This is a genomic window from Pseudomonas cavernae (assembly GCF_003595175.1).
GTDB classification, from domain to species: domain Bacteria; phylum Pseudomonadota; class Gammaproteobacteria; order Pseudomonadales; family Pseudomonadaceae; genus Aquipseudomonas; species Aquipseudomonas cavernae.
The window spans coordinates 4,803,271-4,829,260 of the sequence record NZ_CP032419.1; the positions used below are offsets into that span (position 1 = coordinate 4,803,271).

Annotated in this window: 24 protein-coding genes; 13 read left to right on the forward strand and 11 right to left on the reverse strand. The window is 65.4% G+C overall.

Features of this window, described 5'->3' with window-relative positions; translation table 11 throughout:
• Positions 1-19: 19 nt before the first annotated feature.
• Positions 20-394: a MarR family transcriptional regulator gene (locus D3880_RS21900; protein WP_119895514.1), complete on the forward strand. Its 375-nt coding sequence runs from the start codon at positions 20-22 to the stop codon at positions 392-394.
• Positions 395-679: 285 nt separating this feature from the next.
• On the opposite strand, the gene D3880_RS21905 is transcribed toward D3880_RS21900, so the two are convergent.
• The gene (locus tag D3880_RS21905) at positions 680-847 is read right to left on the reverse strand and encodes a rubredoxin (protein WP_119895515.1); all 168 of its coding nucleotides are present in this window, start codon (positions 845-847) and stop codon (positions 680-682) included.
• Positions 848-1,046: 199 nt separating this feature from the next.
• Between D3880_RS21905 and D3880_RS21910 the strand changes: the two genes are divergently transcribed.
• Both D3880_RS21910 and ubiA read left to right on the forward strand, forming a co-directional pair.
• Positions 1,047-1,601 carry a chorismate--pyruvate lyase family protein gene (locus D3880_RS21910; protein ID WP_119895516.1) on the forward strand — a complete coding sequence of 185 codons (555 nt, stop codon included), beginning with the start codon at positions 1,047-1,049 and terminating at the stop codon, positions 1,599-1,601.
• A 43-nt stretch (positions 1,602-1,644) separates the two neighbouring features.
• Positions 1,645-2,535: a 4-hydroxybenzoate octaprenyltransferase gene (ubiA, locus tag D3880_RS21915; protein ID WP_119895517.1), complete on the forward strand. Its 891-nt coding sequence runs from the start codon at positions 1,645-1,647 to the stop codon at positions 2,533-2,535.
• 268 nt (positions 2,536-2,803) lie between these two features.
• Here the strand turns inward: ubiA and D3880_RS21920 are convergent, their stop codons facing one another.
• A complete protein-coding gene (locus tag D3880_RS21920) occupies positions 2,804-3,178 on the reverse strand; it encodes a COG4315 family predicted lipoprotein (RefSeq protein ID WP_119895518.1) in 375 nt (124 codons plus the stop codon).
• A 256-nt stretch (positions 3,179-3,434) separates the two neighbouring features.
• Between D3880_RS21920 and phoB the strand changes: the two genes are divergently transcribed.
• The 3 genes from phoB (at position 3,435) to D3880_RS21935 (ending at position 6,871) form a co-directional block, all read left to right on the forward strand.
• Positions 3,435-4,124, forward strand: a complete 690-nt coding sequence (gene phoB, locus D3880_RS21925) for a phosphate regulon transcriptional regulator PhoB (protein WP_119895519.1) — start codon at positions 3,435-3,437, stop codon at positions 4,122-4,124.
• Between the two features lie 9 nt (positions 4,125-4,133).
• Positions 4,134-5,438 carry a phosphate regulon sensor histidine kinase PhoR gene (gene phoR / locus D3880_RS21930; protein ID WP_119895520.1) on the forward strand — a complete coding sequence of 435 codons (1,305 nt, stop codon included), beginning with the start codon at positions 4,134-4,136 and terminating at the stop codon, positions 5,436-5,438.
• A gap of 89 nt (positions 5,439-5,527) precedes the next feature.
• Complete coding sequence (locus D3880_RS21935; protein ID WP_119895521.1) at positions 5,528-6,871, forward strand: hemolysin family protein; 1,344 nt, start codon at positions 5,528-5,530, stop codon at positions 6,869-6,871.
• Between the two features lie 87 nt (positions 6,872-6,958).
• Here the strand turns inward: D3880_RS21935 and D3880_RS21940 are convergent, their stop codons facing one another.
• The 3 genes from D3880_RS21940 to D3880_RS21950 all read right to left on the reverse strand — a co-directional run bounded on the left by D3880_RS21940 (position 6,959) and on the right by D3880_RS21950 (position 9,643).
• Complete coding sequence (locus tag D3880_RS21940; RefSeq protein ID WP_119895522.1) at positions 6,959-7,795, reverse strand: ABC transporter ATP-binding protein; 837 nt, start codon at positions 7,793-7,795, stop codon at positions 6,959-6,961.
• Entirely contained in the window at positions 7,783-8,586 is an 804-nt protein-coding gene (locus D3880_RS21945; RefSeq protein WP_119895523.1) for an ABC transporter permease, read from the reverse strand. Before D3880_RS21945 ends, D3880_RS21940 begins: the two co-directional genes overlap by 13 nt.
• Positions 8,587-8,656: 70 nt before the next feature.
• Positions 8,657-9,643, reverse strand: a complete 987-nt coding sequence (locus D3880_RS21950; protein WP_119895524.1) for an ABC transporter substrate-binding protein — start codon at positions 9,641-9,643, stop codon at positions 8,657-8,659.
• Between the two features lie 335 nt (positions 9,644-9,978).
• On the opposite strand from D3880_RS21950, the gene D3880_RS21955 reads away from it, so the two are divergent.
• Positions 9,979-12,354 carry a carbohydrate-binding family V/XII gene (locus tag D3880_RS21955; RefSeq protein ID WP_119895525.1) on the forward strand — a complete coding sequence of 792 codons (2,376 nt, stop codon included), beginning with the start codon at positions 9,979-9,981 and terminating at the stop codon, positions 12,352-12,354.
• Positions 12,355-12,715: 361 nt separating this feature from the next.
• Here D3880_RS21955 and D3880_RS21960 read toward each other — a convergent pair whose 3' ends face one another.
• The 5 genes from D3880_RS21960 to D3880_RS21980 all read right to left on the reverse strand — a co-directional run bounded on the left by D3880_RS21960 (position 12,716) and on the right by D3880_RS21980 (position 18,924).
• A complete protein-coding gene (locus tag D3880_RS21960) occupies positions 12,716-13,111 on the reverse strand; it encodes a lysozyme inhibitor LprI family protein (protein ID WP_119895526.1) in 396 nt (131 codons plus the stop codon).
• A 68-nt stretch (positions 13,112-13,179) separates the two neighbouring features.
• Positions 13,180-14,229 (reverse strand): ABC transporter substrate-binding protein, encoded by a 1,050-nt coding sequence (locus D3880_RS21965; protein ID WP_119895527.1) that lies wholly within the window; start codon positions 14,227-14,229, stop codon positions 13,180-13,182.
• 188 nt (positions 14,230-14,417) lie between these two features.
• Positions 14,418-15,800 carry an aspartate aminotransferase family protein gene (locus D3880_RS21970; RefSeq protein WP_119895528.1) on the reverse strand — a complete coding sequence of 461 codons (1,383 nt, stop codon included), beginning with the start codon at positions 15,798-15,800 and terminating at the stop codon, positions 14,418-14,420.
• Positions 15,801-15,863: 63 nt separating this feature from the next.
• Complete coding sequence (locus tag D3880_RS21975; protein ID WP_119895529.1) at positions 15,864-17,288, reverse strand: APC family permease; 1,425 nt, start codon at positions 17,286-17,288, stop codon at positions 15,864-15,866.
• 142 nt (positions 17,289-17,430) lie between these two features.
• Positions 17,431-18,924 (reverse strand): aldehyde dehydrogenase, encoded by a 1,494-nt coding sequence (locus tag D3880_RS21980; protein WP_119895530.1) that lies wholly within the window; start codon positions 18,922-18,924, stop codon positions 17,431-17,433.
• A 281-nt stretch (positions 18,925-19,205) separates the two neighbouring features.
• On the opposite strand from D3880_RS21980, the gene D3880_RS21985 reads away from it, so the two are divergent.
• The 4 genes from D3880_RS21985 to D3880_RS21995 all read left to right on the forward strand — a co-directional run bounded on the left by D3880_RS21985 (position 19,206) and on the right by D3880_RS21995 (position 22,266).
• Positions 19,206-20,120 (forward strand): LysR family transcriptional regulator, encoded by a 915-nt coding sequence (locus D3880_RS21985; protein WP_119895531.1) that lies wholly within the window; start codon positions 19,206-19,208, stop codon positions 20,118-20,120.
• A 315-nt stretch (positions 20,121-20,435) separates the two neighbouring features.
• The gene (locus D3880_RS22840; RefSeq protein ID WP_162935030.1) at positions 20,436-21,071 is read left to right on the forward strand and encodes a hypothetical protein; all 636 of its coding nucleotides are present in this window, start codon (positions 20,436-20,438) and stop codon (positions 21,069-21,071) included.
• Positions 21,072-21,165: 94 nt separating this feature from the next.
• On the forward strand, positions 21,166-21,747 hold the full coding sequence (locus D3880_RS21990) for a nucleotidyltransferase family protein (protein ID WP_119895532.1): 582 nt from the start codon (positions 21,166-21,168) through the stop codon (positions 21,745-21,747).
• Between the two features lie 117 nt (positions 21,748-21,864).
• On the forward strand, positions 21,865-22,266 hold the full coding sequence (locus D3880_RS21995) for a GFA family protein (protein WP_119895533.1): 402 nt from the start codon (positions 21,865-21,867) through the stop codon (positions 22,264-22,266).
• A gap of 281 nt (positions 22,267-22,547) precedes the next feature.
• Here the strand turns inward: D3880_RS21995 and D3880_RS22000 are convergent, their stop codons facing one another.
• Entirely contained in the window at positions 22,548-23,321 is a 774-nt protein-coding gene (locus D3880_RS22000; RefSeq protein WP_119895534.1) for a helix-turn-helix transcriptional regulator, read from the reverse strand.
• A gap of 110 nt (positions 23,322-23,431) precedes the next feature.
• Between D3880_RS22000 and D3880_RS22005 the strand changes: the two genes are divergently transcribed.
• Both D3880_RS22005 and D3880_RS22010 read left to right on the forward strand, forming a co-directional pair.
• A complete protein-coding gene (locus tag D3880_RS22005) occupies positions 23,432-24,541 on the forward strand; it encodes a polyamine ABC transporter substrate-binding protein (protein WP_119895535.1) in 1,110 nt (369 codons plus the stop codon).
• A 45-nt stretch (positions 24,542-24,586) separates the two neighbouring features.
• Complete coding sequence (locus D3880_RS22010) at positions 24,587-25,717, forward strand: DmpA family aminopeptidase (RefSeq protein ID WP_119895536.1); 1,131 nt, start codon at positions 24,587-24,589, stop codon at positions 25,715-25,717.
• The last annotated feature ends 273 nt before the right edge of the window (positions 25,718-25,990 follow it).

Sequence of the window (25,990 nt, forward strand, 5' to 3'; positions counted from 1 at the left end):
CCCAGGACGAGATCGGCCCATGACCCGCCGCTATAGCCAGAGCAACCGCCGCGCCGTCGCCGCAGCGATCATCCAGATGGACGAAAGCTGGATCGCCCTGTTCAGCGACATCGGCCTCAGCGACCTGTGCTACTGCGACCTGTTCACTCACATGTGGCTGCGCCGTGAGCAGTCGCTGCGCAAGACCGACCTCTACACCTACATGCCTAGCATCAGCCGGCGCACGGCGGTGAAGTACGTGCAGCAGTTGATCGACCAGCAGTTGCTCGAGGAATGCAGCGCGGACAACGACAAGCGCGTGCGCTGGGTGACCCTGACCGTGCCGGTCAGCGAGCGCCTGGAGCGCTTCTACGATCAGGCATTCGAGAATTACAGCCGCCTGGGTAAGGTTTGAGGCAAAGCCCCTTTCCCGCAGCCAAGGAGCGGGCGGAAATCTCGTCCCTCTCCCCGGCCCTCTCCCGTAAACGGGAGAGGGGGCTTAAGAACGCAGAAACGACAACGGCGACCAATGGTCGCCGTTGTCGTGAATCGCCTCAGTCAGAACCTGTTCATGGGCTCGCGAGCTAAGGCGAGACAAGGCAAAAATGGCCGAGGGAGCGGAGTTTACTGATGTAAATGAGCAGCCCGAGGCCATTTTTAACGCCGTATCGCCGACGCGCAGCAGGCCATGGGCAGGTTCTCAGGCGATTTCGATCATCTCGAAGTCGCCCTTGCTGACGCCACAGTCCGGGCACAGCCAGTCTTCCGGCACGTCCTGCCAGGCGGTGCCGGCGGCGATGCCTTCATCCGGCCAGCCCTGGCTTTCGTCATAGATCAGGCCACAGACCACACACTGCCACTTCTTCATCGCAAACTACCTCGGTTCTCAGGCTTACGGCACGGCGGTCGATGCAGAAAGGGTGCCGCCCGGCTCAGGGCGTTTTGTACTGATCCAGCGGCCCGGGCGCAAGTGCCATCCGGCGCCCCCAACCTTTTGGCTGGTCGCCGGAGGGCACGGGCAATCGTGCTAAGCTCGCCGCCTCCCATCCGCTTAGATAGCCGCTTCCGTGCCGCACGCCGCCCTTGCCCGACCGCCGCGCTGGCTCAGCGCCGCCCAACTGCACCCCAGCCCCGTCGCCGCCCTGGCCGACTGGCTGTTCGACCAGGGTTCGCTGACCCGCCGCCTCACCGCCTTGGCCGCCGGCCAGTTCAGCGTCAGTCCGTTGCAGGAGGGCTGGCAGCCGCTGCGCCTGGACGAGTGCCAGGCCCTCGGCGTGCCCGCCGACAGTCAGGGCTGGGTGCGCGAGGTGTATCTGCACGGCCATGGCCAGCCCTGGGTGTTCGCCCGCAGCGTGGCCGCGCGCAGCGCCCTCGAAGGCTCCGGCCTGGCCCTGCACGAACTGGGCAGCCGCTCGCTCGGCGAACTGCTGTTCAGCGACCGCGCGTTCGACCGCGGCAGCATCGAGGTCTGCCGCTACCCGGCGCTCTGGCTGCCGCTGGAGGTGCGCGCCGAACGGCTGTGGGGACGGCGCTCGTGCTTCAGCCGCAGCAGCCTTGGCGTGCTGGTCGCCGAGGTGTTTCTGCCCGAGCTGTGGCGGCAGGCCCGGGTCGACGCCGTATAATCCCGCGGCCTGGAATCGCCGCACCTCGCTGGGAGCGCCCTCGATGTACCAACACCTGCTGAAATCGCTGAACCGCCTGCACCCGCGCACCTGGGACTTCATCCAGCTGATGCGCCTGGACAAGCCGATCGGCATCTATCTATTGCTGTGGCCGACCCTGTGGGCGCTGTGGATCGCCGGACAGGGCGCGCCCAGCGGCAAGAACCTGCTGATCTTCGTCGTCGGCGTGATCCTCATGCGCGCCGCCGGTTGCGTGATCAACGATTATGCCGACCGTGACTTCGACGGCCACGTCAGGCGCACCCAGGCACGCCCATTGGCCGCCGGCAAGATCAGCGCCAAGGAGGCGCTGGTGCTGTTCGCCACGCTGGTGGCGGCGAGCTTCGGGCTGGTGCTGTTCACCAACGCCACGACTATCTGGCTATCGTTCGGCGGCCTGGCGCTGGCGGCCTGCTACCCGTTCATGAAGCGCTACACCTTCTACCCGCAGGTGGTGCTCGGCGCGGCTTTCTCCTGGGGCATGCCGATGGCCTTCACCGCCGAGACCGGCGCGCTGCCGGCGGCGGCCTGGCTGCTGTATCTCGCCAACCTGCTGTGGACGGTGGCCTATGACACCTATTACGCGATGACCGACCGCGACGACGACCTGAAGATCGGCGTGAAGTCCACCGCCATTCTGTTCGGCGACGCCGATCGCCTGATTATCGCCAGCCTGCAGAGCCTGGCGCTGTTCTGCCTGCTGCTGGCCGGTAACCGCTTCGAGTTGGGCGGCTACTTCCACCTCGGCCTGCTGGCCGCCGCCGCCTGCTTCGTGTGGGAATACTGGAGCACGCGCACGCGCGAACCACAGGCTTGCTTCCAGGCCTTCCTGCACAACCACTGGGCCGGGCTGGCGATCTTTATCGGCATAGTCGCCGACTACGCCCTGCGCTGAAAACCTATCCACGATTTGCTGCGCGTCGGTCATACCGCGTTGAAATCGGGCTCGGGCTGCTCATTTACAACTTGTAAACTCCGCGCCCTCACCCGATTGACTCGCTACGCTCGCCCTACGGGCCAGCCTTCGGCTGTTACTCCGCTTCGCTGCGTTACGCCTTGTCTGGCCTTAGCTCGCGAAATCGTGCAACAGGTTTGAGCACATAGGCAGGATGGGTATCGCTGCGCTCAACCCAGCCTACGGTTCCGCGCTACGTCCGCGAGCTTCACTCCGGTTTGGCGATGTGCCAGACGCCCATCTTGCCGTCGCCGGTGACATCCCCGGGTTTCTTGTCCTGGATGAAGGTGTACAGGGGTTTGCCGTAGTAGGCCCATTGCATGCTGCCATCGTCGCGCTTGACCACCGTCCAGTCGTCATCGGCCTTGGCACCGGCGGCGGCCATCAGCGGCGGCCAGTTGGTCGCGCACTGGCCATTGCAGTTGGACTTGCCCATGGCGTCCTGGTCGTAGGTGTACAGGGTCATGCCCTTGGCGTCGACCAACATGCCGTCTTTGGTCATCGCCGGCTCATCCGCCCAGGCCAGCCCGGGCAGGACCAGCAACGCGCCGGTCAGGGTCAGTAAAGGCAAAGTCTTGCTCATCGTATGGCTCCTCTGGATCAACAGAGGCGATCTGACGGCAAACGCGAAGGTTTCGGATAGCCTCGCCGGGGGGGTTGGAGACCTGCACCATCGAGGTTCGGCACTCCGGATTCGACAGTACCCGACTCGGGAATCGGGCACCGCTGACAGCATAGTCCACGTCGCCAGCGGCGAAGCGTTAACATCGGCATGTCACATGCCTGCAATAATTCCGTTATCTAATGCCCAGCACTCAAGAACTACCCCGAGGTTCTCCATGGTTGGCAAGAACATCCTCATCGTTGACGACGAAGCGCCGATCCGCGAAATGATCGCGGTGGCCCTGGAAATGGCCGGCTACGACTGCCTGGAAGCGGAAAACACCCAGCAGGCCCATGCCATCATCGTCGACCGCAAGCCGGATCTGATCCTGCTCGACTGGATGCTGCCCGGCACCTCCGGTATCGAACTGGCCCGCCGTCTCAAGCGCGACGAGCTGACCGGCGACATCCCGATCATCATGCTCACCGCCAAGGGCGAAGAGGACAACAAGATCCAGGGCCTGGAAGTCGGCGCCGACGACTACATCACCAAGCCGTTCTCGCCGCGCGAGCTGGTGGCGCGCCTGAAGGCCGTGCTGCGCCGCGCCGGCCCCAGCGATGGCGAGGCGCCGATCGAGGTCGGCGGCCTGTTGCTCGACCCCATCAGCCACCGCGTGACCATCGACGGCAGGCCGGCGGAGATGGGCCCCACCGAATACCGCCTGCTGCAATTCTTCATGACCCATCAAGAACGGGCGTACACCCGCGGCCAGCTACTCGATCAGGTCTGGGGCGGCAACGTGTATGTCGAGGAACGCACCGTCGACGTGCATATCCGCCGCCTGCGCAAGGCACTCGGCGAGGTCTATGAGAATCTGGTACAAACCGTACGCGGTACCGGCTACCGTTTCTCCACCAAGAGCTAGGGCGCTCGATTGACGAACCAAGACTGGCGCGGCGCGGTCATCCGCAACCTGTTACTGCTGGTGAGCGCCTGCCTGCTGGTCGGCCTGCTCAGCGGCGAATACGCCTGGGCCCTGGCCGCCGGCCTCGGCGCCTACCTGGGCTGGATGCTCTGGCAGCTGCTGCGCCTGCAGCACTGGCTCAAGCATCACCAGCCGGAGGAACCGCCGCCGCACGGCTACGGTCTGTGGGGCGAAGTGTTCGACAGCATTTACCACCTGCAGCGCCGCGACCAACGCGCCCGCGGCCGCCTGCAGGCGGTGATCGACCGCATCCAGGAGTCCACCGCGGCGCTCAAGGACGCGGTGGTCATGCTCGATGCCGATGGCAACCTGGAGTGGTGGAACCGCGCCGCGGAATCCCTGCTCGGCCTCAAGACCCCGCAGGATAGCGGCCAGTCGGTGACCAACCTGATCCGCCACCCGCGCTTCAAGGAATACTTCGAGCAGAACCAGCATCCCGACCCGCTGGAGCTGCCCTCGCCGGTCAACGACCGTCTGCGCCTGCAGTTCCAGCTGACCCGTTACGGCAACGGCGAGCACCTGATGCTGGTGCGCGACGTCACCCGCGTGCATCAGCTCGAACAGATGCGCAAGGACTTCGTCGCCAATGTTTCCCACGAGCTGCGCACGCCGCTGACGGTGATCGCCGGTTATCTGGAAACCCTGCTGGACAACGCCGACGATCTCAACCCGCGCTGGCTGCGCGCGCTGCAGCAGATGCAGCAGCAGGGCGGGCGCATGCAGACCCTGCTCAATGACCTGCTGTTGTTGGCCAAGCTGGAAGCCACCGACTACCCCTCGGACAACCTGCCGGTGGCGGTCGACCTGCTGCTGCTGTCGATCCAGGCCGACGCCCAGGCACTGTCGGCCAACCGCCACCACAAGATCAGCCTGGAAACCGACTTCAGCATCAAGCTCAAGGGCAGCGAGGCCGAGCTGCGCAGCGCCTTCTCCAACCTGGTGTTCAACGCGGTGAAATACACCCCGAACGAAGGCGAGATCCGCATCCGCTGGTGGGGCGACGAGCAGGGCGCGCACCTCAGCGTCAGCGACAGCGGCCCGGGCATCGAGGCCAAGCACCTGCCGCGGTTGACCGAGCGCTTCTACCGGGTCGACTCCAGCCGCGCCAGCCACTCCGGCGGCACCGGCCTCGGCCTGGCCATCGTCAAGCATGTGCTGCTGCGCCACCGCGGGCGCCTGGACATCAGCAGCACGCTCGGCCAGGGCAGCACCTTCACCTGTCACTTCCCCGAGCCGCAGCTGCTCCGGCGTTAGCTTGGCCGCCGGTCGCGATCTGGCCCGCGGCTTGCAAACTCACGACTCAACCTGCACCCTTATCCGGTCATTAGCCAACCCAAGCCGCAATGGACCCCTCCTCTAGTAGCTCTACCCTCCTCACCTACTTCGCCGATTTCGGCCTCATTCTCTTTGCCCTGTTGCTGGTGTTGCTCAACGGCTTCTTCGTCGCCGCCGAGTTCGCCATGGTCAAGCTGCGCGCCACCAAGGTCGAAGCCATCGCCAGCCAACATGGCTGGCGCGGGCATATCCTGCGCACCGTGCACAACCAGCTGGACGCCTACCTGTCGGCCTGCCAGCTGGGCATCACCCTGGCCTCGCTGGGCCTCGGCTGGGTCGGCGAACCGGCCTTCGCCCACCTACTCACGCCGCTGCTGGCAGAGCTCGGCGTCGGCTCGCCGGCCGTGATTCACGGCATCGCCTTCTTCACCGCCTTCTTCATCATTTCCTACCTGCACATCGTGGTCGGCGAGCTGGCGCCGAAATCCTGGGCGATCCGCAAGCCGGAACTGCTGTCGCTGTGGACGGCGGCGCCGCTGTACCTGTTCTACTGGCTGATGTACCCGGCGATCTACCTGCTCAACGCCAGCGCCAACACCATCCTGCGCATCGCCGGCCAGGGCGAGCCGGGGCCGCATCACGAGCACCATTACAGCCGCGACGAGCTCAAGCTGATCCTGCATTCCAGCCGCGCCAGCAATCCCAGCGACCAGGACATGCGCGTGCTGGCCTCGGCGGTGGAGCTGGGCGAACTGGAAGTGGTCGACTGGGCCAACTCCCGTGAAGACCTGGTCTACCTGGAGCTGAACGCGACCCTGGATCAGGTCTTCAGCGTGTTCCGCCGGCACAAATACAGCCGCTACCCGGTGTACGACGAGGCCAGCGGCGACTTTGTCGGCGTCCTGCACATCAAGGATCTGCTGCTGCACCTGTCGCTGCTGGAAATGCTGCCCTCGGCCCTCAAGCTGGGCGAGCTGATGCATCCGCTGGAGCGGGTCAGCCGGCACATGCCGCTGTCCAGCCTGCTCGAGCAGTTCCGCCAGGGGGGGTCGCACTTCGCCGTGGTCGAGGAGGCGGACGGCAAAGTCATCGGCTACCTGACCATGGAAGACGTGCTGGAAGCCCTGGTCGGCGACATTCAAGACGAGCACCGCAAGGCCGAGCGCGGCATCCTCGCCTACCAGCCGGGCAAACTGCTGGTGCGCGGCGACACCCCGCTGTTCAAGGTCGAGCGCCTGCTCAGCGTCGACCTCGACCATATCGAGGCGGAAACCCTCGCCGGGCTGGTCTATGAAACCCTCAAGCGCGTGCCGGAAGAGGAAGAAGTGCTGGAGGTCGAGGGCCTGCGCATCATCGTCAAGAAGATGAAGGGGCCGAAGATCATCCTCGCCAAGGTGCTCAAGCTGGATTGAGCGGCGGGCGCCCCTTTCACGGGCCTGCGCCGCCCTGCCGCCCCCTATCCCCGCCTGCGCGGGGATCCAGCAACCGCCGCGCCGGCGTCAATGCAGCTCGGCAAGGTCGTCATGTAGCAGGCCGAGGATTTGCCGCTTCATGCCGATGAACTGCGCTTCCATGACCATGTCGAGGGTGCGCGGTCGGGCGATCGGCACGTCGAGGATCTGCTTGATCCGCCCCGGCCGGGCGCCCATCACGTAGACGCGGTCGCCGAGCAGGATCGCCTCGTCGATGTCGTGGGTGACGAACACCACGGTCTTCTTGCTGTGCTCCCACACGCGCAGCAGCAGCTGCTGCATCTGCAGGCGGGTCTGGCTGTCGAGGGCACCGAAGGGTTCGTCCATCAGCAGGATCTGCGGGTCGTTGGCCAGCGCGCGGGCGATCGCCACGCGCTGCATCATGCCGCCGGAGAGCTGCTTGGGATGGTTGTCGGCGAACGCCTTGAGGCCCACCTCGTTGAGGTAGTACTCGACGATCTCGCGCCGCTCGGCGGCGCCGATGCCGCGGCGCTTGAGGCCGAACTCGATGTTCTCGCGCACCGTCAGCCAGGGGAACAGGGTGTAGCTCTGGAACACCATGCCGCGGTCGGTGCCCGGCCCCTCGACCTTGGCGCCGCCGACATAGATGGCCCCGGCGCTGGGTTCGGCGAGGCCGGCGGTGAGGTACAGCAGGCTCGACTTGCCGCAGCCGGACGGCCCGACTATCACCGCGAACTGTTGATCCGGCACCTCGAAGGAGACCTGCTCGAGGGCGCTGAAGGTGCTGCCGCTGGGCGTCTGGTAACGCAGGCTGACATTCTCCACCCGCAGCCGCGGTGCGGCCTCGCTGTGTGGCGCGGCGGCTGCCGCGCTGGTCGGTTGCATCATCGCTACTGCGCCCATGCGGCAATCCTCAGTCGAAGAAGTCGGAACAATTGGTCGGTGATCAGCCCGAGCAGGCCGATGATGGCGATGGCGAGGAAGATCACGTCGACCTGGAAGCCGCGCATCGCCTTGAGGCTGATGTAGCCGAGGCCGCTGCTGGCGGCGACCAGTTCGGCCACCACCAGGTAGGTCCAGGCCCAGCCCATGGTCACCCGCAGGGTATCCAGCACGCCGGGCAGCGAGGCTGGGGCGAGCACGTGCAGGACCACGTCGCGGCGGTTGGCACCGAGGGTGTAGCTGGCGTTGATCAGGTCCTTGGCCACGCCCTTGGAGACGTCGGCGATCATCACCAGCTGCTGGAAGAACACGCCGAAGATGATCACCGTGACGCGCTGCTCCAAGCCGATGCCGATCCACAGGATGAACAGCGGCACGAAGGAGGTCACCGGCAGGTAGCGGATGAAGTTGACCAGCGGCTCGAGCAGCGCCTGGACGATGCGGAAGCTGCCCATCAGCAGCCCCAGCGGCACCGCCACCAGCGACGACACCGCGAAGCCGATCAGCACCACCTCGACGCTGGCCAGCACATGCTTGCCGAGCGTGCCGTCGGCGCCCAGGCGCAGCGCGGCATCGACCACGGCGCCGGGAGTCGGCAGGAACATCGCCGGCACCACGCCGCCATAGGACAGCCCGGCCCACAGGCCGAGCACCAGCAGCCAGCACAGGGTGCTGGCGGCGAACACGAGTCGCGCCGGCAGCCCGACCTTGGGGGTCAGGCAGCGGTTCAACCAGGATTTTGCAGTGGCCATGGCGCCACCTCCACTTGAACAGGGCTAGGGACGCCGCCACGCCCGCCTGCGCAGGCGCGGCGGCAGGCAGTTACGGGGTGACGAAGGCGCTGTTCACCAGGTCGTCGTAGCTGACCTCGTAGCGCTTGCCCTGCAGGCTGCTCCAGGTCTCGTTGGCCAGGCGGATCACACCCTTGATCTCGCCGGGCTTGCCGGGGGTGCCGAGCAGTTTTTCGCTCATCGCCTGGTCGTAGAAGCGCACGCCCTTGGCCGCATTGGCCATCTCGAGCGGGTCGGAGAGGTAGCCGCCGACGCCCTTGGCCATGATCGCGTAGGCCTCCTGCGGATGCGTCTTGGTGTACTCGACAGCCCTGTACAGGCCCTTGACCAGCGCCTTGACGTCGTCCGGCTGCTGCTCGACCACGTCGCAGTTGAGCGCTACCACGTCGACTATCACCCCCGGGGTCTGGGTGCTGTCGACCAGCACCTTGCCGCCGCCCTTGGCGCGCACCAGCGACAGGTGCGGCTCCCAAGTCACGGCGGCGGGCACGCGACCGGCGATGAAGGCGGTGGCGGCATCATCGGCGGTCATGTTCTGGATATCCAGATCGGCCATGGTCATGCCGTTGTGCTTGAGCAGGTAGGACAGCCAGAACTGCGACACCGAACCTTCGTTGACCGCCACCGACTTGCCCTTGAGCTCCTTCAGGCTGGTCACCTCGTTGCCGACCAGCACGCCATCGCCGCCGTAGCTGTCGTCCAGCGCGGCGACCGCCTTGAAGCAGAAATCCTTGGAGCGGTACTTGAGAATCTCGTCGATGGTCGAGGCCGAACCGGAGAGTTTTCCCGAGGCCTGCGCGGCCATGTACATCGAAGCTTCCTCGATGGTGGTCAACTGCAGGTCCAGGCCCTGCTCCTTGAAGTAGCCGAGGTCACGGGCCAGGTACAGGGTGCCGTAGCCGACCCACGTGGTATGGCCGATGGTCAGGGTGCCGGCCTGGGCGCCGCTGGCGACGCCGGCGGCCAGCGCAGTGAGGGCGAGGGGACGGGTACAACGGGTAAGCAAGGACTTGATCATGAAGCACTCCCACAGCCTATTGGCTTAGTTATTGGATTTCTGCGGCAGCGACCAGATGGCCGGAAGATCTCATCTCACCTGTAAGCGCGCTGCGCCCCTGAATCTCTGCGGATTCTGCTTCCCGACCCGGAAACGCTCCGGCGGGTGGCGGCATGGCGGTACACAAGGCAAGGCCGATGGTGGACGAAGCGGCTGACACGGAAAATTAGTAAATATGTCGTCGCAACATAAGAAAAAGCTGGGTTGCGCCGGCCGACGCAATGTCTGCGGCGATCGGCTGCGCCCGCACTATGGTTAAGGCATCATGCCGTTTCCCCCATCGAAGGCCCTCCCCGATGCCCAGCCGCCACCCGCTGTATTGCCTGCCCCTGCTGTTCTGTCTGCTGCTCGGCCTGCCGCCGACCTACGCGGCGCAGCCGCAGACGGCGCCGGCGCCCTCGCCGGCCACCCTGCAATGGCCGCGGGACTTCACCGCCGGTGAGCAACATATCCAGATCTACCAGCCGCAGATCGAAGACTGGGACGGCACCCACATGGCCGGCCGCGCGGCCATCGCCGTGGGCGCCCCCAAGGCCGCGCCGACCTACGGTGTGGCGCACTTTTCCGCCACCGCGGATATCGACAAGAGTTCGGGGCTGGTGCAACTGAGCGAGATCAAGATCGACAAGGTCGAGGTGCCCACCGCGCCGGACAGCGCCGAGCAGATCGGCCAGGCCCTGAGCGCCCAGCTGCCGGCCAACGGCCTGACGGTGCCGCTCGACCAGCTGCAGGCCAGCTACGTGGTGGCCCAGCAGCTGGACAAGGTCAAGCAGGCGCAGGTGAAGAACGACGTGCCGCAGATCCTCTTCGCCAACACCCCCAGCGTGCTGGTGCTGATCGACGGCACGCCGCGCTGGCAAGCCGTGGAGGGCAGCGCCTTCGAACGGGTGCTCAACAGCCGCGCGCTGATCCTGCGTGACGCCGACGGCAACTGCTACCTGCAGGCCGCCGGCTACTGGTATCTGGCCCGCGACCTCGAGGGCAGCTGGTTGGTGCTCAGCCAGCCGCCGCAGAGCCTGCTGGCAGTCGCCAAGCAAGCCATCGCCACGGCCAAGCCGGACCCGCTGCTGCCGGCGGACGGCAAACAGGCGGCGCAAGCGCCGAGCATCGTCCTCGCCAGCCAGCCCAGCGAACTGATCATCACCAGCGGCGCCGCGCAGCTGAGCCCGGTGGCGGGCGTCGGCCTGCTGACCCTGGCCAATGCCGACCACGCGGTGTTCGTCGATCCGGCCAGCAACACCTACTACGTGCTGATTTCCGGGCGCTGGTTCAGCGCCCCGGGCGACCAGGGGCCGTGGCGCTATGTGCCCGGCAAGGAGCTGCCGGCCGACTTCGCCAAGATCTCGCCCGAGGACCCCAAGGCCAACGTGCTGGTCTCGGTGCCTGACACCCCGCAAGCCAAGGAAGCCGCAATCGCCGCCAACATCCCGCAGACCGCCAGCGTGTCGCGCAGCCAGGCGAGACTGACAGTCGACTATGACGGCACGCCGCAATTCGCGCCGATCACGGGCACCGCGCTCAGCTATGCGGTGAACACCGCGACGCCGGTACTCGAGCTGGCGCCCAACCAGTTCTACGCGGTAGCCAACGGCGTGTGGTTCGTCGCGCCGACGCCGACCGGCGCCTGGCAGGTCGCCACCCAGGTGCCCGCGGCGATCTACGCGATCCCCGCCAGCTCGCCGCTGTACTACGTCACCTACGTGCATATCTACTCGGTGACCCCGACCACCGTGGTGGTCGGCTACACCCCCGGCTACCTGGGCGTGGTGGTCAGCCCGAACGGCACCGTGGTGTATGGCACCGGCTACAGCTACGCACCCTACGTCGGCAGCGTCTACTACGGTTACCCGCCGACCTACGGTTACGGCGCCGGCTTCGCCCTCGGCACTGTCGAGGGCTTCGCCTTCGGTTTCGCCGCAGGCGCCATCTGGGGTTCCGCCTCGCCCTGGTGGGGGCCGTACTGGTGGGGCCCGCATCCCTACTATGGCTGGAGCTACACCAACATCAACCGAGCCAACTTCTACGGCCGCTGGGGCCAGGGCACGGTCAGCCACGCCTACGGCTGGAACGCCTGGACCGGCACCCAGTGGCAGGGCAGCGCCGCCAGCGGTTTCAACCCACGCACCGGCGCGCACTTCCAGGGCAGCCAGGGCGGGGCCTTCAATCCCTATTCGGGCAACTTCGCCGCCGGCCGCCAGGGCTCCTTCGTCAACCCCGCCACCGGCCGCGAGGGCGCCGCGCGCGGCGGCGTGGTCGGCAACCAGTACACCGGCGACTATGCCGCCGGCCGCCAAAGAGTCGGCTACAACGCCCAAACCGGCCGCGCCGGTGCCGCCGAGATCGGCGTCAGCGGCAATGTCCAGACCGGCGAGCGCACGGTGACCAGCAAGGGCGCGGTGGTCAACCGCAGGACCGACAGTGCCGTGGTGTGGAACAACGGCGACGTCTATGCCGGCCACGACGGCAACGTCTACCAGCACAGCCAGGACGGCGGCTGGCAGAAACACACCAGCAGTGGCTGGCAACCGGTGCAAACCAACAACCACGTGGCGACCCAGTTGAATCAGCAACACCAAGCCCGCAAGCTCGGCCAGCAGCGTTTCAGCCAGACCGCTCACCAGTGGAACCTCGGCGGTGGCGGGCATTTTGGTGGCGGGCGCTTGCGCCGCTAAGAACCTGTATCGGATCTGCTGCGCGTCGGCCAAACGGCGTTAAAAACGGCTTCGGAATGCTCATTTACAACTCGTAAACTCCGCTTCCTCAGCCGTTTTTGCCTTGTTCGACTCTAGCTCGCGAGATCCGAAACAGGTTCTAAGCGCCGCCGGCGTCGAACACTCCCGGATTACAGGCGGGCTACCTGGGGCCTCGCCTGTGCGGGCACGACGGCGCGGGCGGAAATCTGCCCCTCACCTCGTCATTCCCACGCAGGCGGGAGCGCGGCTTGGTTGCGTAACAACGCTGGCGCGGATGGAGACAATGCCAAAGATGCCGGAACCGCGGAACGACGCTCGCACCGCCGGCTGTTCCTGCGCCCTACCATCTGGGCGCCGGGCAGCTCAGGTCGCCAGCCTCGCACTGCGCCAGCGCCTGCAACTCCGCCGTGCGCTGGGCGGTCTTCTGCGCCAGGCAGCCGTTCAGCACCATGGCGTAGGCCGGGTCGCCCGCCACCCCGGAGGCCTCGAACTTGCAGGCCAGGTCGCGGAACCTCAGCCAGGCCTGCTGGGCATCCGCGAGGGCTTGTTTGTGCGGCTTCTCCAGGCCTTTGTGATAGCCGTTGTAGAGCGCTCTGAGGCGCTTGTCGCGGGCCGCATAATCCTTCGCCGCGCAGCGGTTGAGGCTCTGCTGGTCGGCAGGCTTGGCGCAGTCGTCGGCCGCCTGGACCAGCGGCGCGACGGACAGCAGGGCAAGGGCAAGCACAGCGGTTTTCATCGGCGGCTTCCGGCAATGGCCATCACCCCCTTCACTCTAGCCGCGCTTGCAGCCCAGGTCAGACCGGATCAGCGTGCCGCCCAGGCGTTGAAGCGCTGCTCCAGCTCTTCCCCATAGTCGACCCAGAATTCGGCATCCACCGCGCGGGCGCCGGCGAGGTTGGCCGGGGCGGTCGGCAGGTTGGCCTGGACCTCGGCCGGCAGCAGCGCGAGGGCGCCCTTGTGCACCGGGCCGTAGGGGATGTTCTCGGCGAACACCTTCTGGGTCTGCGCCTGGCTGGCGAAGGCGATGAACTGCTCGGCCAGCGCCTTGTTCGGACTGCCCTTCACCACCGCCCAATACTCCGGGTCATACAGGCTGCCCGGCCAGGCGATGGCCAGCTTGACGCCTTCCTTCTGCGCGGCGGCGATGCGCCCGTTGTAGGCCGCGCTCATCACCACGTCGCCGGCGGCCAGCCATTGCGGCGGCTGCGCCCCGGCTTCCCACCACTGGATACTGGGCTTGAGCTGATCGAGCTTGGCGAAGGCGCGGCTGACACCGGCCGGGGTCGCCAGCTGCGTATAGATGTCCTCCGGCTTGACCCCGTCGGCCAGCAGGGCGACCTCCAGGGTGTACTTGGCGCCCTTGCGCAGGCCGCGCTTGCCGGGGAACTCCGCGACGTTCCAGAAATCCGCCCAGGACACCGGCGCCCTGGCCAGCTTGGCGCTGTTGTAGGCCAGCACCATCGACCACACGTAGGTGGCCACCCCGCACTCGCTGAGGGTGCCGGGCAGGTACTGGCCGGCATCGCCGAAGCGCGCCGGGTCGAGGCGCTCGAACAGGCCCTCCTCGCAGCCGCGCAGCAGCTCGGGACTCTCCACTTCGACCACGTCCCAGCTGACCTTGCCGACATCGACCATGGCTTTGACCTTGGCCATCTCGCCGTTGTACTCGCCGGCCACTATGGTGCCGGCGCCGGACTGGTTGAAGGGTTTGAAATAGGCCTGCTCCTGCGCCGCCTTGGTGGCGCCGCCGAAGGAAATCACCGTGAGGTTTTGCGCTTGGGCCTGGGCGATGCCGGCACACGCGGCGAGGGCGGCACAGGTGAGGGGAAGACGCTTGAGCAAGGACGGATACATGGAACTACTCCCACAGACGATTGATGTTGTCGTGATGTTGCTGGGCAGTTGCTGGCCACGGGCCAAAACGGTTCCACCGCGCGGGCTTCCTGAGCCCGCGGCGTTGTGTCAGGACCTTCCTGGTCGGTGAGGGGATGATGCGCCGGCCATTGCCACCCAAGGGGCGCTGGCCGGCGCTGCGGCGGCCGTTACAAGCGGCCGATTTCCTGCGCGGTGCGATCCACCGCGCGTTTGGTCTTCTCCACCAGCTCGTCGAGCTCGGCGTGGGTCGCCACCAGCGCCGGCGCCATGATCATGCGACCGAGGGTGGAGCGGATGATCACCCCTTCCTCGAAGCCGATGGTGCGGCAGCGCCAGGTGATGTCGCTCTCGTTGGCGAAGCGCTTGCGGCTGGCCTTGTCCTCGGCGAACTGCAGCGCGGCGACCAGGCCGGTGCCCTGGATCTCGCCGATCAGCGGGTGATCGGCGAACGCCTCGCGCAGCGCCTTGTGCAGGTAGGGGCCGGTGTCCTGCTTGACCTGTTCGACGATGCGCTCGTCGCGCAGCGCCTGGAGGTTGGCGATGGCCACGGCGGCGGCCACCGGGTGACCGGAATAGGTCAGGCCGTGGGCGAACACCCCGCCCTGCTCGACCAGCACCTCAGCCATGCGCTTGGAGAGCACCAGGCCGCCCATGGGGATGTAGCCGCTGGTCAGGCCCTTGGCGATGGTCAGGGTGTCCGGCTGGAAGCCGAAGTGCTGGTGGGCGAACCATTCGCCGGTGCGGCCGAAGCCGCCGATCACTTCGTCGGCGCACAGCAGCACGTCGTACTGGCGGCAGATGCGCTGGATTTCCGCCCAGTAACCGGCCGGCGGGAAGATCATCCCGCCGGCGCCCTGGAAGGGTTCGGCGACGAAGGCGGCGACGTTCTCGGCGCCCAGTTCGAGGATCTTGCTCTCCAGCTCACGGGCCGCCTTGAGGCCGAATTCCTCCGGGCTCAGGTCGCCCCCCTGGGCGTACCAGTAGGGTTCGCCGATGTGGGCGAAGTCCGGCAGCATGCCGCCCATTTCGTGCATGAAGCCCATGCCGCCGAGCGCGGTGCTGCCCAGGGTGGAGCCGTGGTAGCCGTTCCAGCGGCCGATCATGATCTTCTTCTGCGGCTTGCCGAGGATCTGCCAGTAGCGGCGCACGGTGCGGATCAGCGCCTCGTTGGCCTCGGAGCCGGAGTTGGTGTAGATGGCGTGGCTGTAGTGGTCCGGCAGCAGGCTGAACAGCAGCTCGGACAGCTCGATCACCCGCGGGTGGGTGGTGTGGAAGAACAGGTTGTAGTACGGCAGCTCCTCGAGCTGGCGGCTGGCGGCGGCGGCCAGGTCCTTGCGGCCGTAGCCGAGGTTGGTGCACCACAGCCCGGACATGCCGTCCAGGTAGCGCTTGCCGTCGTTGTCCCAAAGGTTCAGGCGCTCGCCCTTGACTATCACCAGCGCGCCTTTCTCGTTCAGCGCCTTCTGGTCGAGGAAGGCATGGATGTGGTGGGCCGCATCCTGGGCCTGGTAGTCACGGGTGCTACGGGTAGGGTTGTGGGGGACTGTCATAACAGCGACCTCGCCTGTTTACGTGTTATCGAATGGCCGGGGCAGCAACGCCCCGGCGGTAGCTCATTTGCGCGCCAGAACCTCGTCCAGCGGCACCGGGGTGAACAAGGGTTTACGCATCACCAGTTTGATCCACAACACCGCGATCAGCGACACCAGGCCCAGCACCACGCCGGCACTGGTGAAGATCGAGACGGCCATCTCCGGGGTCGGTGAGGCGTAGTAGATGGACACCAGCATGCCGAGGATGCCGAGCAGCTGCGGCAGCGGGTAGAAGGGCGTCTTGAACGGCCGCGCCAGTTGCGGATAACGGCGGCGCAAGGCGATCACGTCCAGGTGGCAGACGATGTAGGCCAGCAGCCAGGCGATGGCGGCGGCGAGCAGCAGCTGGTTGACCGCGCCTGGGTTGTCGCCCATCAGCAGGATCGGACCGCCGGTGATGGCGGCGACGAACAGCACGGACACCCAGGGGGTGTTGAAGCCACGGCTGAGTTTCTTGAACTGCGGGAAGGCCTGGCCGTTCTGCGCCATGCCGTAGAGCATGCGCGGGATGGCCGCCAGCGAGGTGTTGAGGGTGCTGCAGGTGGCGGTGAGCGCGGCGATCACCAGCACGTGCTTGCCGGTCTCGCCGAACAGCGCGGTGGCATACAGGAAGTGCGGCAGCGCGCCGCTGGCCAGCTGGTCCTGCGGCACGTAGTACAGGGCGCCGATGGCATACAGGCCGATGGTCAGGAAGATCACCGTCACGCCGATGATCATCGCCCAGGGGATGTTGCGTTCCGGGCGACGCGACTCTTCCACCAGCGGGCAGACGAACTCGGCCCCGACGAAGCCCCAGATGGCCATCGCCACCAGAACCAGCACCCCGGTGCCCATGGGATTCCACTCCTGCGGCAGGCTGGCGCTCAGCGCCGGCTCGCTGCCGCTACCGCTGACCGCCGCCAGGCCGAGGGCCAGCAGGACAATCACCATCACCGTGGCCAGGGCGGTCTGCAGGCGGGCGAAGATGTCGATGCCGAGCAGGTTGAGCAGGGTGAACAGCACCAGCACGCCGAAGGCGATGCTCATGTGCGGGAACACGCCTGGATAGACCTGGTTGATGATCAGGTCGAGCAGCAACAGTTCGGCCGAGAGGGCGAACATGGCCACCACCACGTAACCGGAGAAGGTCGAGACGATCGCCGGGAAATGTCCCAGGGCCACCTCGGTGTAGCTGCTCAGGCTGCCGGCGCGGGGAATCATCAGCGACAGCTCGGAGAAGGAGAAGATGTAGGTCAGCGCCAGCAGGAAGGCCAGCGACAGCGGAATCAGGAAGCCCACACCGGCGATGCCGACGCCCTGCAGCATCAGCACCATCACGCCCTGGGACACCACCAGGCCGATGGAGACCGACAACAGGGCGCCGAGGCCTAGGGTCTTGCTGAGTTTGCCCTTGGTCACAACGCCCTCGACGTGCGGAGGGGACAAGGTGATATCGGGATCGTACATGCGGTGTTCTCCTGCAATTTTATTGTTGTGCGCGGTAGAAGCTTGCTAGTGACTCGCGCGGACAGGCCGCGCCCTCTCAGAACCTCGGCAACGTCTGCGGCCCTGCCGCTCGGGCGCGGGCCACGCAGACGCGCCGTGGCACTCAGGAGCGCAGCTGGAACCAAGTGGTTTTCAGATGGCTGTACTTGTCGAAGGCGTGCAGCGACAGGTCGCGGCCGAAGCCGGACTGCTTGCAGCCGCCGAAGGGCACGCACACGTCGAGGGCGTCCACCGTGTTCACCGACACGGTGCCGGCGCGCAGCCGGCGGGCCACGCGATGGGCGCGGTGCAGGTCGTCGGTCCACAGCGAGGCGGCCAAGCCGTACTGGCTGTCGTTGGCCAGGCGCACGGCCTCCTCCTCGCTGCCGAAGGCGCTCACCGCCAGCACCGGGCCGAACACTTCCTCGCGGGCCAGGCGCATGTCCGGAGCAACGCCGGTGAAGATGGTCGGCTGAATGAAATTGTCCGAGCCGTTGAAGCGCAGGCGCTGGCCGCCGCACGCCAGGCGCGCACCTTCGCCCTGGGCCTGGTCGATGAAGGCCATGATGCGTTCGGCCTGGCGCGCCTCGACTATGGCGCCCATGCGGCTGGCCGGGTTCAGCGGGTCGCCGGGTTGCCAGTCGCGGGCCTTGGCCAGCAGGCGCGCGACGAACTCGTCGTGGATCGAGCGCTCGACCAGCAGGCGCGAGTTGGCCGAGCACACCTCGCCCTGGTTGAAGAAGATGGCGAAGGCGGCCTTCTCCGCCGCCAGGTCGAGATCGCCGCAGTCGGCGAACACCAGGTTCGGGCTCTTGCCGCCACACTCCAGCCAGACCTGTTTGAGGTTGGACTGCGCCGCATAGGCCATGAAGTACTTGCCCACCTCGGTGGAGCCGGTAAAGGCCAGGCAGTCCACATCCATATGCAGGCCGAGGGCCTTGCCGGCGGTCTCGCCCATGCCCGGCACCACGTTCAGCACGCCTTCCGGCAGGCCGGCTTCCAGGGCCAGCTGGGCCAGGCGCAGGGCGGAGAACGGCGACTGCTCGGCCGGCTTGAGCACCACCGAGTTGCCGGCGGCCAGGGCCGGGGCCAGCTTCCAGGCGGCCAGGTCCAGCGGGAAGTTCCACGGCACCACGGCGCCGATCACCCCCAGCGGTTCGCGGGTGATGGTGGCCAGGGCATCGGAGGCGGTAGGCGCGACCTGGTCATAGAGTTTGTCCAGACTCTCGGCGTACCAGGCGAACACCTGCGCGGCGCCCGGAACGTCGACGTTGTAGGCATCCAGCACCGGCTTGCCCATGTTCAGCGAGTCGAGCAGGGCCAGCTCCTCGCGGTTGGCCAGAATCAGCTCGGCCAGACGCAGCAATACCTGCTTGCGCTCGCGCGGCGCCATGCGCGCCCAGGGGCCTTGGTCGAAGGCACGGCGAGCGCTGCGCACGGCGGCATCGACATCCGCCGCATCGCAAGCGGCAACCCGCGCCAGCAACTGGTTGGTGGCCGGATTGATGGAGGCGAAAGTGGCGCCGGACTGAGCCTCGCGCAGCTGGCCATCGATCAATGCGCCGGTGATAAAGCCCTGGGCGGCAGCCCGTTGCTGCCAATCGCTGAGTTGCAACATCGCCTCGATCCTCATACCGACCGCTCACGGCGGCCTGGGTTGTTGTCGAGGCTGATGGTGTATCAGGGGCGCGCACAGGAAAATTAGTAAATATATGTTCGCAGCCCATGAAAAAACTGCTCAGCCGCAAAGCCCGGCGCAGGCCGCTGTGGAGTATGTTGGGCACACATAATCAGCACACAGAACCCTCCCCTCTCCCCTTCTTGTTCATGAAGGGTGGGAGAGGGGCCGGGGCAGAGGGCAACAGGCCCCTCAGCAGTAGCGATCGCACCGGAGACCCCATGGCAACCTACACCCTGCGCCAGCTCAAGTATTTCGTGACCACCGTGGAATGCGGCAGCGTGGCCGAGGCCTCGCGCAAGCTGTACATCGCCCAGCCGTCGATCTCCACCGCGATCAAGGGCCTGGAAGACAGCTTCGGCCTGCAACTGTTCATCCGCCACCACGCCCAGGGCGTGTCGCTGACCCCCGGCGGCTCGCGCTTCTACCGCAAGGCCCAGGAACTGCTGCGCATGGCCCGCGAGTTCGAACAGAACGCCCTGGCCGACCTCGACGTGGTGGCCGGGCAGATCGATATCGGCTGCTTCGAGACGGTCGCCCCGCTCTACCTGCCGCGGCTGATCGCCGGCTTCAACGCCCAATACCCCGGCGTGGAAATCCGCCTGCGCGACGGCGAACAGCAAGAACTGGTGCAGGGCCTCACCGCCGGGCGCTTCGACCTGGCCATCCTCTACGACCACGACCTCGACGCGACCATCGACACCGAACCGCTGATGGCCCCGCAGAAGCCCTACGCCCTGCTCCCCGCAGGCCACCGCTTCGCCGCTCAGGCCCAGGTCTCGCTGCGCGACCTGGCCCTGGAGCCGATGATCCTGCTCGACGTGCAACCCAGCCGCACCTACTTCGTCAGCCTGTTCGAAGAGCTGAACCTGACGCCCAACATCGTCTTCAGCTCGCCCTCCATCGAAATGGTGCGCGGCATGGTCGGCCAGGGCTTCGGCTTCTCCCTGCTGGTCACCCGCCCGCACTCGGAATGCACCTACGACGGCCAGAAGGTGGTGGCGGTGGAGATAGTCGAACCGGTCAGCGGCTCCGGCTTGGTCGCCGCCTGGCTCAAACGCGCCCAGCCGACCAAGTCGGCACAGTTGTTTATCGAGTTCTGTCAGCAGCAGTTGGGGCAGGCTGGGGCTGAGTAGGCCGCTGCGGCTCAGTGCATTGAGGGGCGCACGCTGCTGCAATGGCAGGCTGTGCGCCCAATGCAGGCTCAAACCCGGACGATGGACAGGCGGTTGCTGACACAGTAGCGTCGGGATCGAGATAGCGGGTGAATGCCCAAACTCTGCTCTTGCCACCCATGTCACGTTTGTCTCTTCAGGACTGTCGTGTTTCCCAAGACGGCCTGTAGGCAAAACAACGATTTAGGGCATGACAAGGAAGGTTATCCGACACAGGTGGCGCAAAGCTTCACCCCCTCTTGTGTCGCCTACTTATAGTTAGGCAAGGAGAGACTCTTGCTACCAGAAAATTACACAGCACTAGATCCAGATTTCACAACAACATCAGTGCCTTTAAGGTTTTCCAGAAAGACAACCCCGAAAGATTATTATCATTTTGCAATCCAAGATCTATCTATAGAGCCGGACACCAGAAGCCTAGTAAATGCGCTGTCCAATACCAAAAGAGCTCTTCATCTTCAAGTGGAGATGCTCTCCACAGCTTTTGGACTTGATAAGTTCTCAAAGAAAGCGAAATCCTTCCCAGCAATGGTTGATTTTTTATCAAGCTGCGGCCTGGTAACCCCAAGAATACTAAGCAAAATTAATAAACTGAGAAATCTAGTTGAACATGAATACCACATCCCTGAAAAAGATGAGGTCGAAAATTTTATTGATGTAACAGAGCTATTTATTGCGGCCACCGAAAAATACATTAAGAATTTTCCGTGTGGAATCGAGTTCTTGGCAGAAGCAATAGATCCAAACCACCCACAAATCTCATACGTTGACTTAGAGCCATATGAAGGCGTAATAACCTTCAGCCACGGACTGGTTGCCAATACAGAAGGCCATGACTGGGAAAAATCTGAAATTCATGCACCAGATCCCGCTTACTTTAAATGGGTCAAGTTCATCGTAGATAACTCCTAGACATTCGCGAGACGCCTAACAAATGGTTCAAGCCATTCGCTTCGCTCTCTCGGGACCGGCTAAAGCCGGCCCCTTAACCAAACGTTAGGCCATCATGCAAGCCAATTTCCTAGCCGACGTACTGCGTAACAGCAACAACGCACAAATCGTTGAACGGTGGGATGCATTGAATCTGAAAGATGGCTGGCTAGTTGCCGGCTGCCTTTTTCAAACTGTTTGGAACGTACTTTCGGGGCAAGCACCCGAGAGCAAGATCAAGGACTACGATTTCTTCTACTTCGATTCTCTAGATCTCAGCGCGTCTGGAGAACGCGCAGTGCAACATCACGTAGAAGGCGTGTTGGCGGACTTGGGCATAACGGTGGAGGTAGCCAACCAAGCTCGGGTGCATTGTTGGTACGAAGAGCATTTCGGTCACCCCTATGCCCCCTTGAGCAGCGCAAAGGAAGGCATCGATCGCTTTCTCATACCGGCAACGTGCGTGGGCATCAATGCTCATGAGGTGTATGCACCAAACGGCCTTCACCTTTTGTACGAGGGAACCCTCACGATGAACCCTCTCACGCCACACGAGCTCCTATTTGCAAAGAAGGCGGCCTCTTATCAGCAGAGGTGGCCCTGGCTGCGTACCCCACATACTCCTTTGCGAATTGACGCATCAAGCGCAACGCTATGAGCAACTCAATCGCTAGCGCATCACTAATCGCGCTCGAGCTTCAAAGCCTAACAAACGGTTCAAATCGTTCGCTTCGCTCACTGGGACCCCGTTCCGCGGCCCCCTGAGGACACCGCCATGCTCAAGACCTATACCGGCAGTTGCCACTGCGGCGCCGTGCAGTTCGCAGCCGACCTCGACCTCACGGAAAGCTCCTACCGCTGCAACTGTTCCATCTGCCGGCGCACGCGTTTCTGGGCAGCGGTGGCCAAGCCGCAGGGGTTTCGGCTGTTGGCCGGCGAGCAGGAGCTGACCGAGTACCTGTTCAACACCCGCAAGAACCAGCATTTCTTCTGCAGGCACTGCGGTGTGCGGGCCTTCGGGGTCGGCAACGACACGCCGATCGGCCAAATGTACGGGATCAATATCGGCTGCCTGGAGGGGGTGAGCGAGGAGGAGCTGGCGCGCATCCCGATCACCTATGTGGATGGCCTGCATGACAGGTGGCAGCAGGCGCCGGAGTTCTTCGCCCATCTGTAGGCGACCTCGGAACCTGTCGCGGATCTTGGGCCAGGCCCTCTCCCCAACCCTCTCCCGTGAACGGGAGAGGGGGTAGAAGCAGCCGGTGCATGCTCTGTGAGTCTGGACGGGGGCTACGCCGAAGATCACAAGCCGGCTCTTAGAGCCTGTCTCGGATCTGCTGCGCGTCGGCGATACTGCGTTAAAACCGCCTCGGAATGCTCATTTACAACTCGTAAACTGCGCTTCCTCGGCTGCTTTTGCCTTGTCTCGCTCTAGCTCGCGAGATCCGAGACAGACTCTTAGTCCCGACGCAGCAGCAGGGCGAACAGCTCGGCGTGACCGCTGACGTTGAGCTTGTGGTAGAGGTTGCGCCGGTGCACCTTGACCGTCTCCGGCGAGATGCCCATGTGCTGGGCCATCGCCTTGCTGGAGAAGCCCTGGAGGATCAGCCGGGCGGCTTCGCTTTCGCGCTCAGACAGCCGCGCGCCCAGCCCCTCCAGCATCACCGTAAAGTCGCCAGCCGCAGGCTGGGCGGCGGGCACTTCGAGCGCACAGAGTTGCAGGTGGCGACGCATCGCCGCCAGCACCCAGTCGCGCACGCAGAGCAGGCGGCCGAACTCGGCATGGCTGAAGGAGGTCTGCCGGCCCAGGGACAGGCCCAGCACGGCGCCCTGGTGGTTGATCAGGAACTGCAGCTCGCCATTGCCGACCACCGAGCGGAAATAGCTCAGGTAGTACTCGCTCTGCTGAAACTGGTCGGGCGCCACCGATTCCAGGCTGTGCAGGCCATCGGCGATGCCGGCGCAGGCGGCCTGGTAGAAGGGATCGAGCAGGTACATGCCGGCGCAGTAGTCGGCCAGGTCCTCGCCCTCGCCGGCCACCGCACGGAACTCGAAGTCGGCCAGCAGGCTGGGCACCCGGCCCTGCTGCATCAGGGCCGCCAGGGCATTGTCCAGCGGCACCAGCAGGCGCAGGCAGTCCACCAAGGCGCGCCAGAAAGCGTCCTGGCCCAGGCTGGCGAATACCCGCGCCAGCCCTTGGTGCAGCGGCAACTCCTTGAGCAAGGCGTCCACTCTCTACCCCTTTCGTGTAACCCATGGTGGGAATTGGTTTGCCCCATGCGCAGCACTAGCCTGAGGCCTCCTGAATCAACGGGCCTGCAGCAGGCCAGGAGTGCCGCATCATGCTTCGTCACCGCCTGTATCTCAACACCGGCCTGGGTGCCGGCCTGGCGCTCTGGCTATCCACCGCCAGTGCTGCTGTCGATGGCCCCAGCGTGCATGTGTACAACTGGTACGACTATATCGGCCCCACGACCCTGGCCGACTTCAAGCGCGACCTGGGCATCATGCCCGTCTACGACACCTTCGACAGCGCCGAAATCCTGGAGAGCAAGCTGCTCACCGGCGGTAGCGGTTACGACGTGGTGGTGGCCAGCAACTTCAGCCTGCCGACCCTGATCAAGGCCGGCGTGCTCGAACCGCTGGACCCGACCAAGCTGCCGAACCTCAAGCACATGGACCCCGCCCTGCTGGCCAAACTGGCCAGCAATGACCCGGGCAACCGCTATGCCGTGCCGTACCTGTGGGGCACCAACGGCATCGGCTACAACGTCGACAAGGTTCGCGCCGTGCTCGGCGAGCAGGCGCCGGTGGATTCCTGGGACCTGCTGTTCAAGGAAGAAAACCTGGCCAAGCTCAGCCAGTGCGGCGTGGCCCTGCTCGACTCGCCCTCCGAGATCCTGCCCATCGCCCTGCAGTACCTGGGGCTGCCGCCCAACAGCAGCAACCCCGACGACTATCAGAAGGCCGAGGCGCTGCTGCTCAAGCTGCGCCCGCACATCGCCTACTTCAACTCGTCCAAGTTCATCACCGACCTGTCCAACGGCGATATCTGCGTGGCGGTGGGCTGGGCCGGCGGCATGCTGGACGCCAAGGCCAACGCCGAGCAGGCCGGCAACGGCGTGCACATCGAATACAGCCTGCCGAAGGAAGGCGCGCCGGTGTGGTTCGACACCCTGGTGCTGCTCAAGCAGGCGCCCCATCCGACCCAGGGCCTGGCCTTCATCGACTACCTGATGCGCCCGGAAGTCATCGCGCCGATCACCGACCACCTGCGCTACCCCAACGGCAACCGCAGCGCCACGGCCCTGGTCGGCGCGGCGACCCGCAACAACCCGGCCGTCTACCCGTCGGCAGAAACCATGGCCCGGCTGTTCACCCTGGAGCCCCTGCCGAAGAAGACCGAGCGCATCCGCACCCGCGTGTGGAGCAAGGTGAAGAGCGGTCAGTGAGCCCGCCGACCTTTTCCTGATAAACCCCTGACAACGAGAAAGACCATGAAACTGCGTGCCCGCGACCTGCACATCCAATTCGGCCAACTGCAACCCGGCCCCCTCAATGCCATCACCGATGTACCCGGCGTGCGCGTCGGCCACAGCGATGTGCGGGGGCGCACCGCCAACGGCCGCGACATCAACACCGGGGTCACCCTGATCGAGCCGCGCCCGGGTTCCACCACACATCATCCGTGCTTCGCCGGGGTGCATATCCTCAACGGCAACGGCGACGCCACCGGCCTGGAGTGGATTCGTGAGGCCGGCCTGCTGACCAGCCCGATCGCCTTCACCAACACCCACAGCGTGGGTGTGGTGCGCGACGCGCTGATCGCCCTGGACCGCCAGAGCCAGCCCGCTGACGGCCGCCTGTACTGGAACATGCCGGTGGTGCTGGAGACCTTCGACGGCCTGCTCAATGACATCAATGGCTTCCACGTGCGCGCCGAGCATGTGGCCGAAGCCCTGGACCGCGCCATGGGCGGCCCGGTGGCCGAAGGCGCCGTCGGCGGTGGCAGCGGCATGATCTGTCACGAGTACAAGGGCGGCATCGGCACCGCCTCGCGGCGCCTGAGCGCGGCGCAGGGCGGCTGGACCGTGGGCGCCATCGTCCAGGCCAACCACGGCACGCGCCGCGAGCTGCGTGTGGATGGCTACCCGGTGGGGCGCTACCTGGAGAAGGCCAGCTCGCCGTTCCTGCGCGCCGACCTGCCGCATCCGGGCATGGGTTCGATCGTCGTCTGCCTGGCCACCGATGCGCCGCTGCTACCGCACCAGTGCACCCGCCTGGCCCAGCGCGCCAGCATCGGCATCGCCCGCACCGGTGGCGGCAACGAGGACTGCAGCGGCGACATCTTCGTCGCCTTCTCCACCGGCAACCAGCAGCTTGAGGCAACCGCTTACGAGCGCAAGGGCGCCTTCACCTGCGACGGCCTGCGCATGGTCAACAACGACCATATCGGCGACCTGTTCCTCGCCGCCTCGGAGGCCGTGGAGGAAGCCATCATCAATGCGCTGCTGGCGGCCAATACCGTCGAGGGCAATGGCCACCGGGTCCAGGGGCTGGACAGCGCCACCCTGCTGGAAGCCCTGCGCAAGGCGGGGTGGCCGGGGGCGGCAGGGCAAACTGCATAGGGTGCCGGCAATCGCCTCAGTGTTGTCGGCGCCCTCTCCCCCAGCCCCTCTCCCACAAGTGGGAGAGGGGAGCTTCCGTGCCAACCCTCATGGCCATATCGAGTGGATAGCGCTGGGGGCCAGCACGGAGCGTTTTGGCCCCCTCTCCCGTTCACGGGAGAGGGTTGGGGAGAGGGGCGTTTTTGATGGCTCCCACGCTCCGCGTGGAAGCCGATCCCGTGACGCTCCGCGTCACAGTGGTCTGGGGCGGCACCGCACCGCCAGTGGACGCGG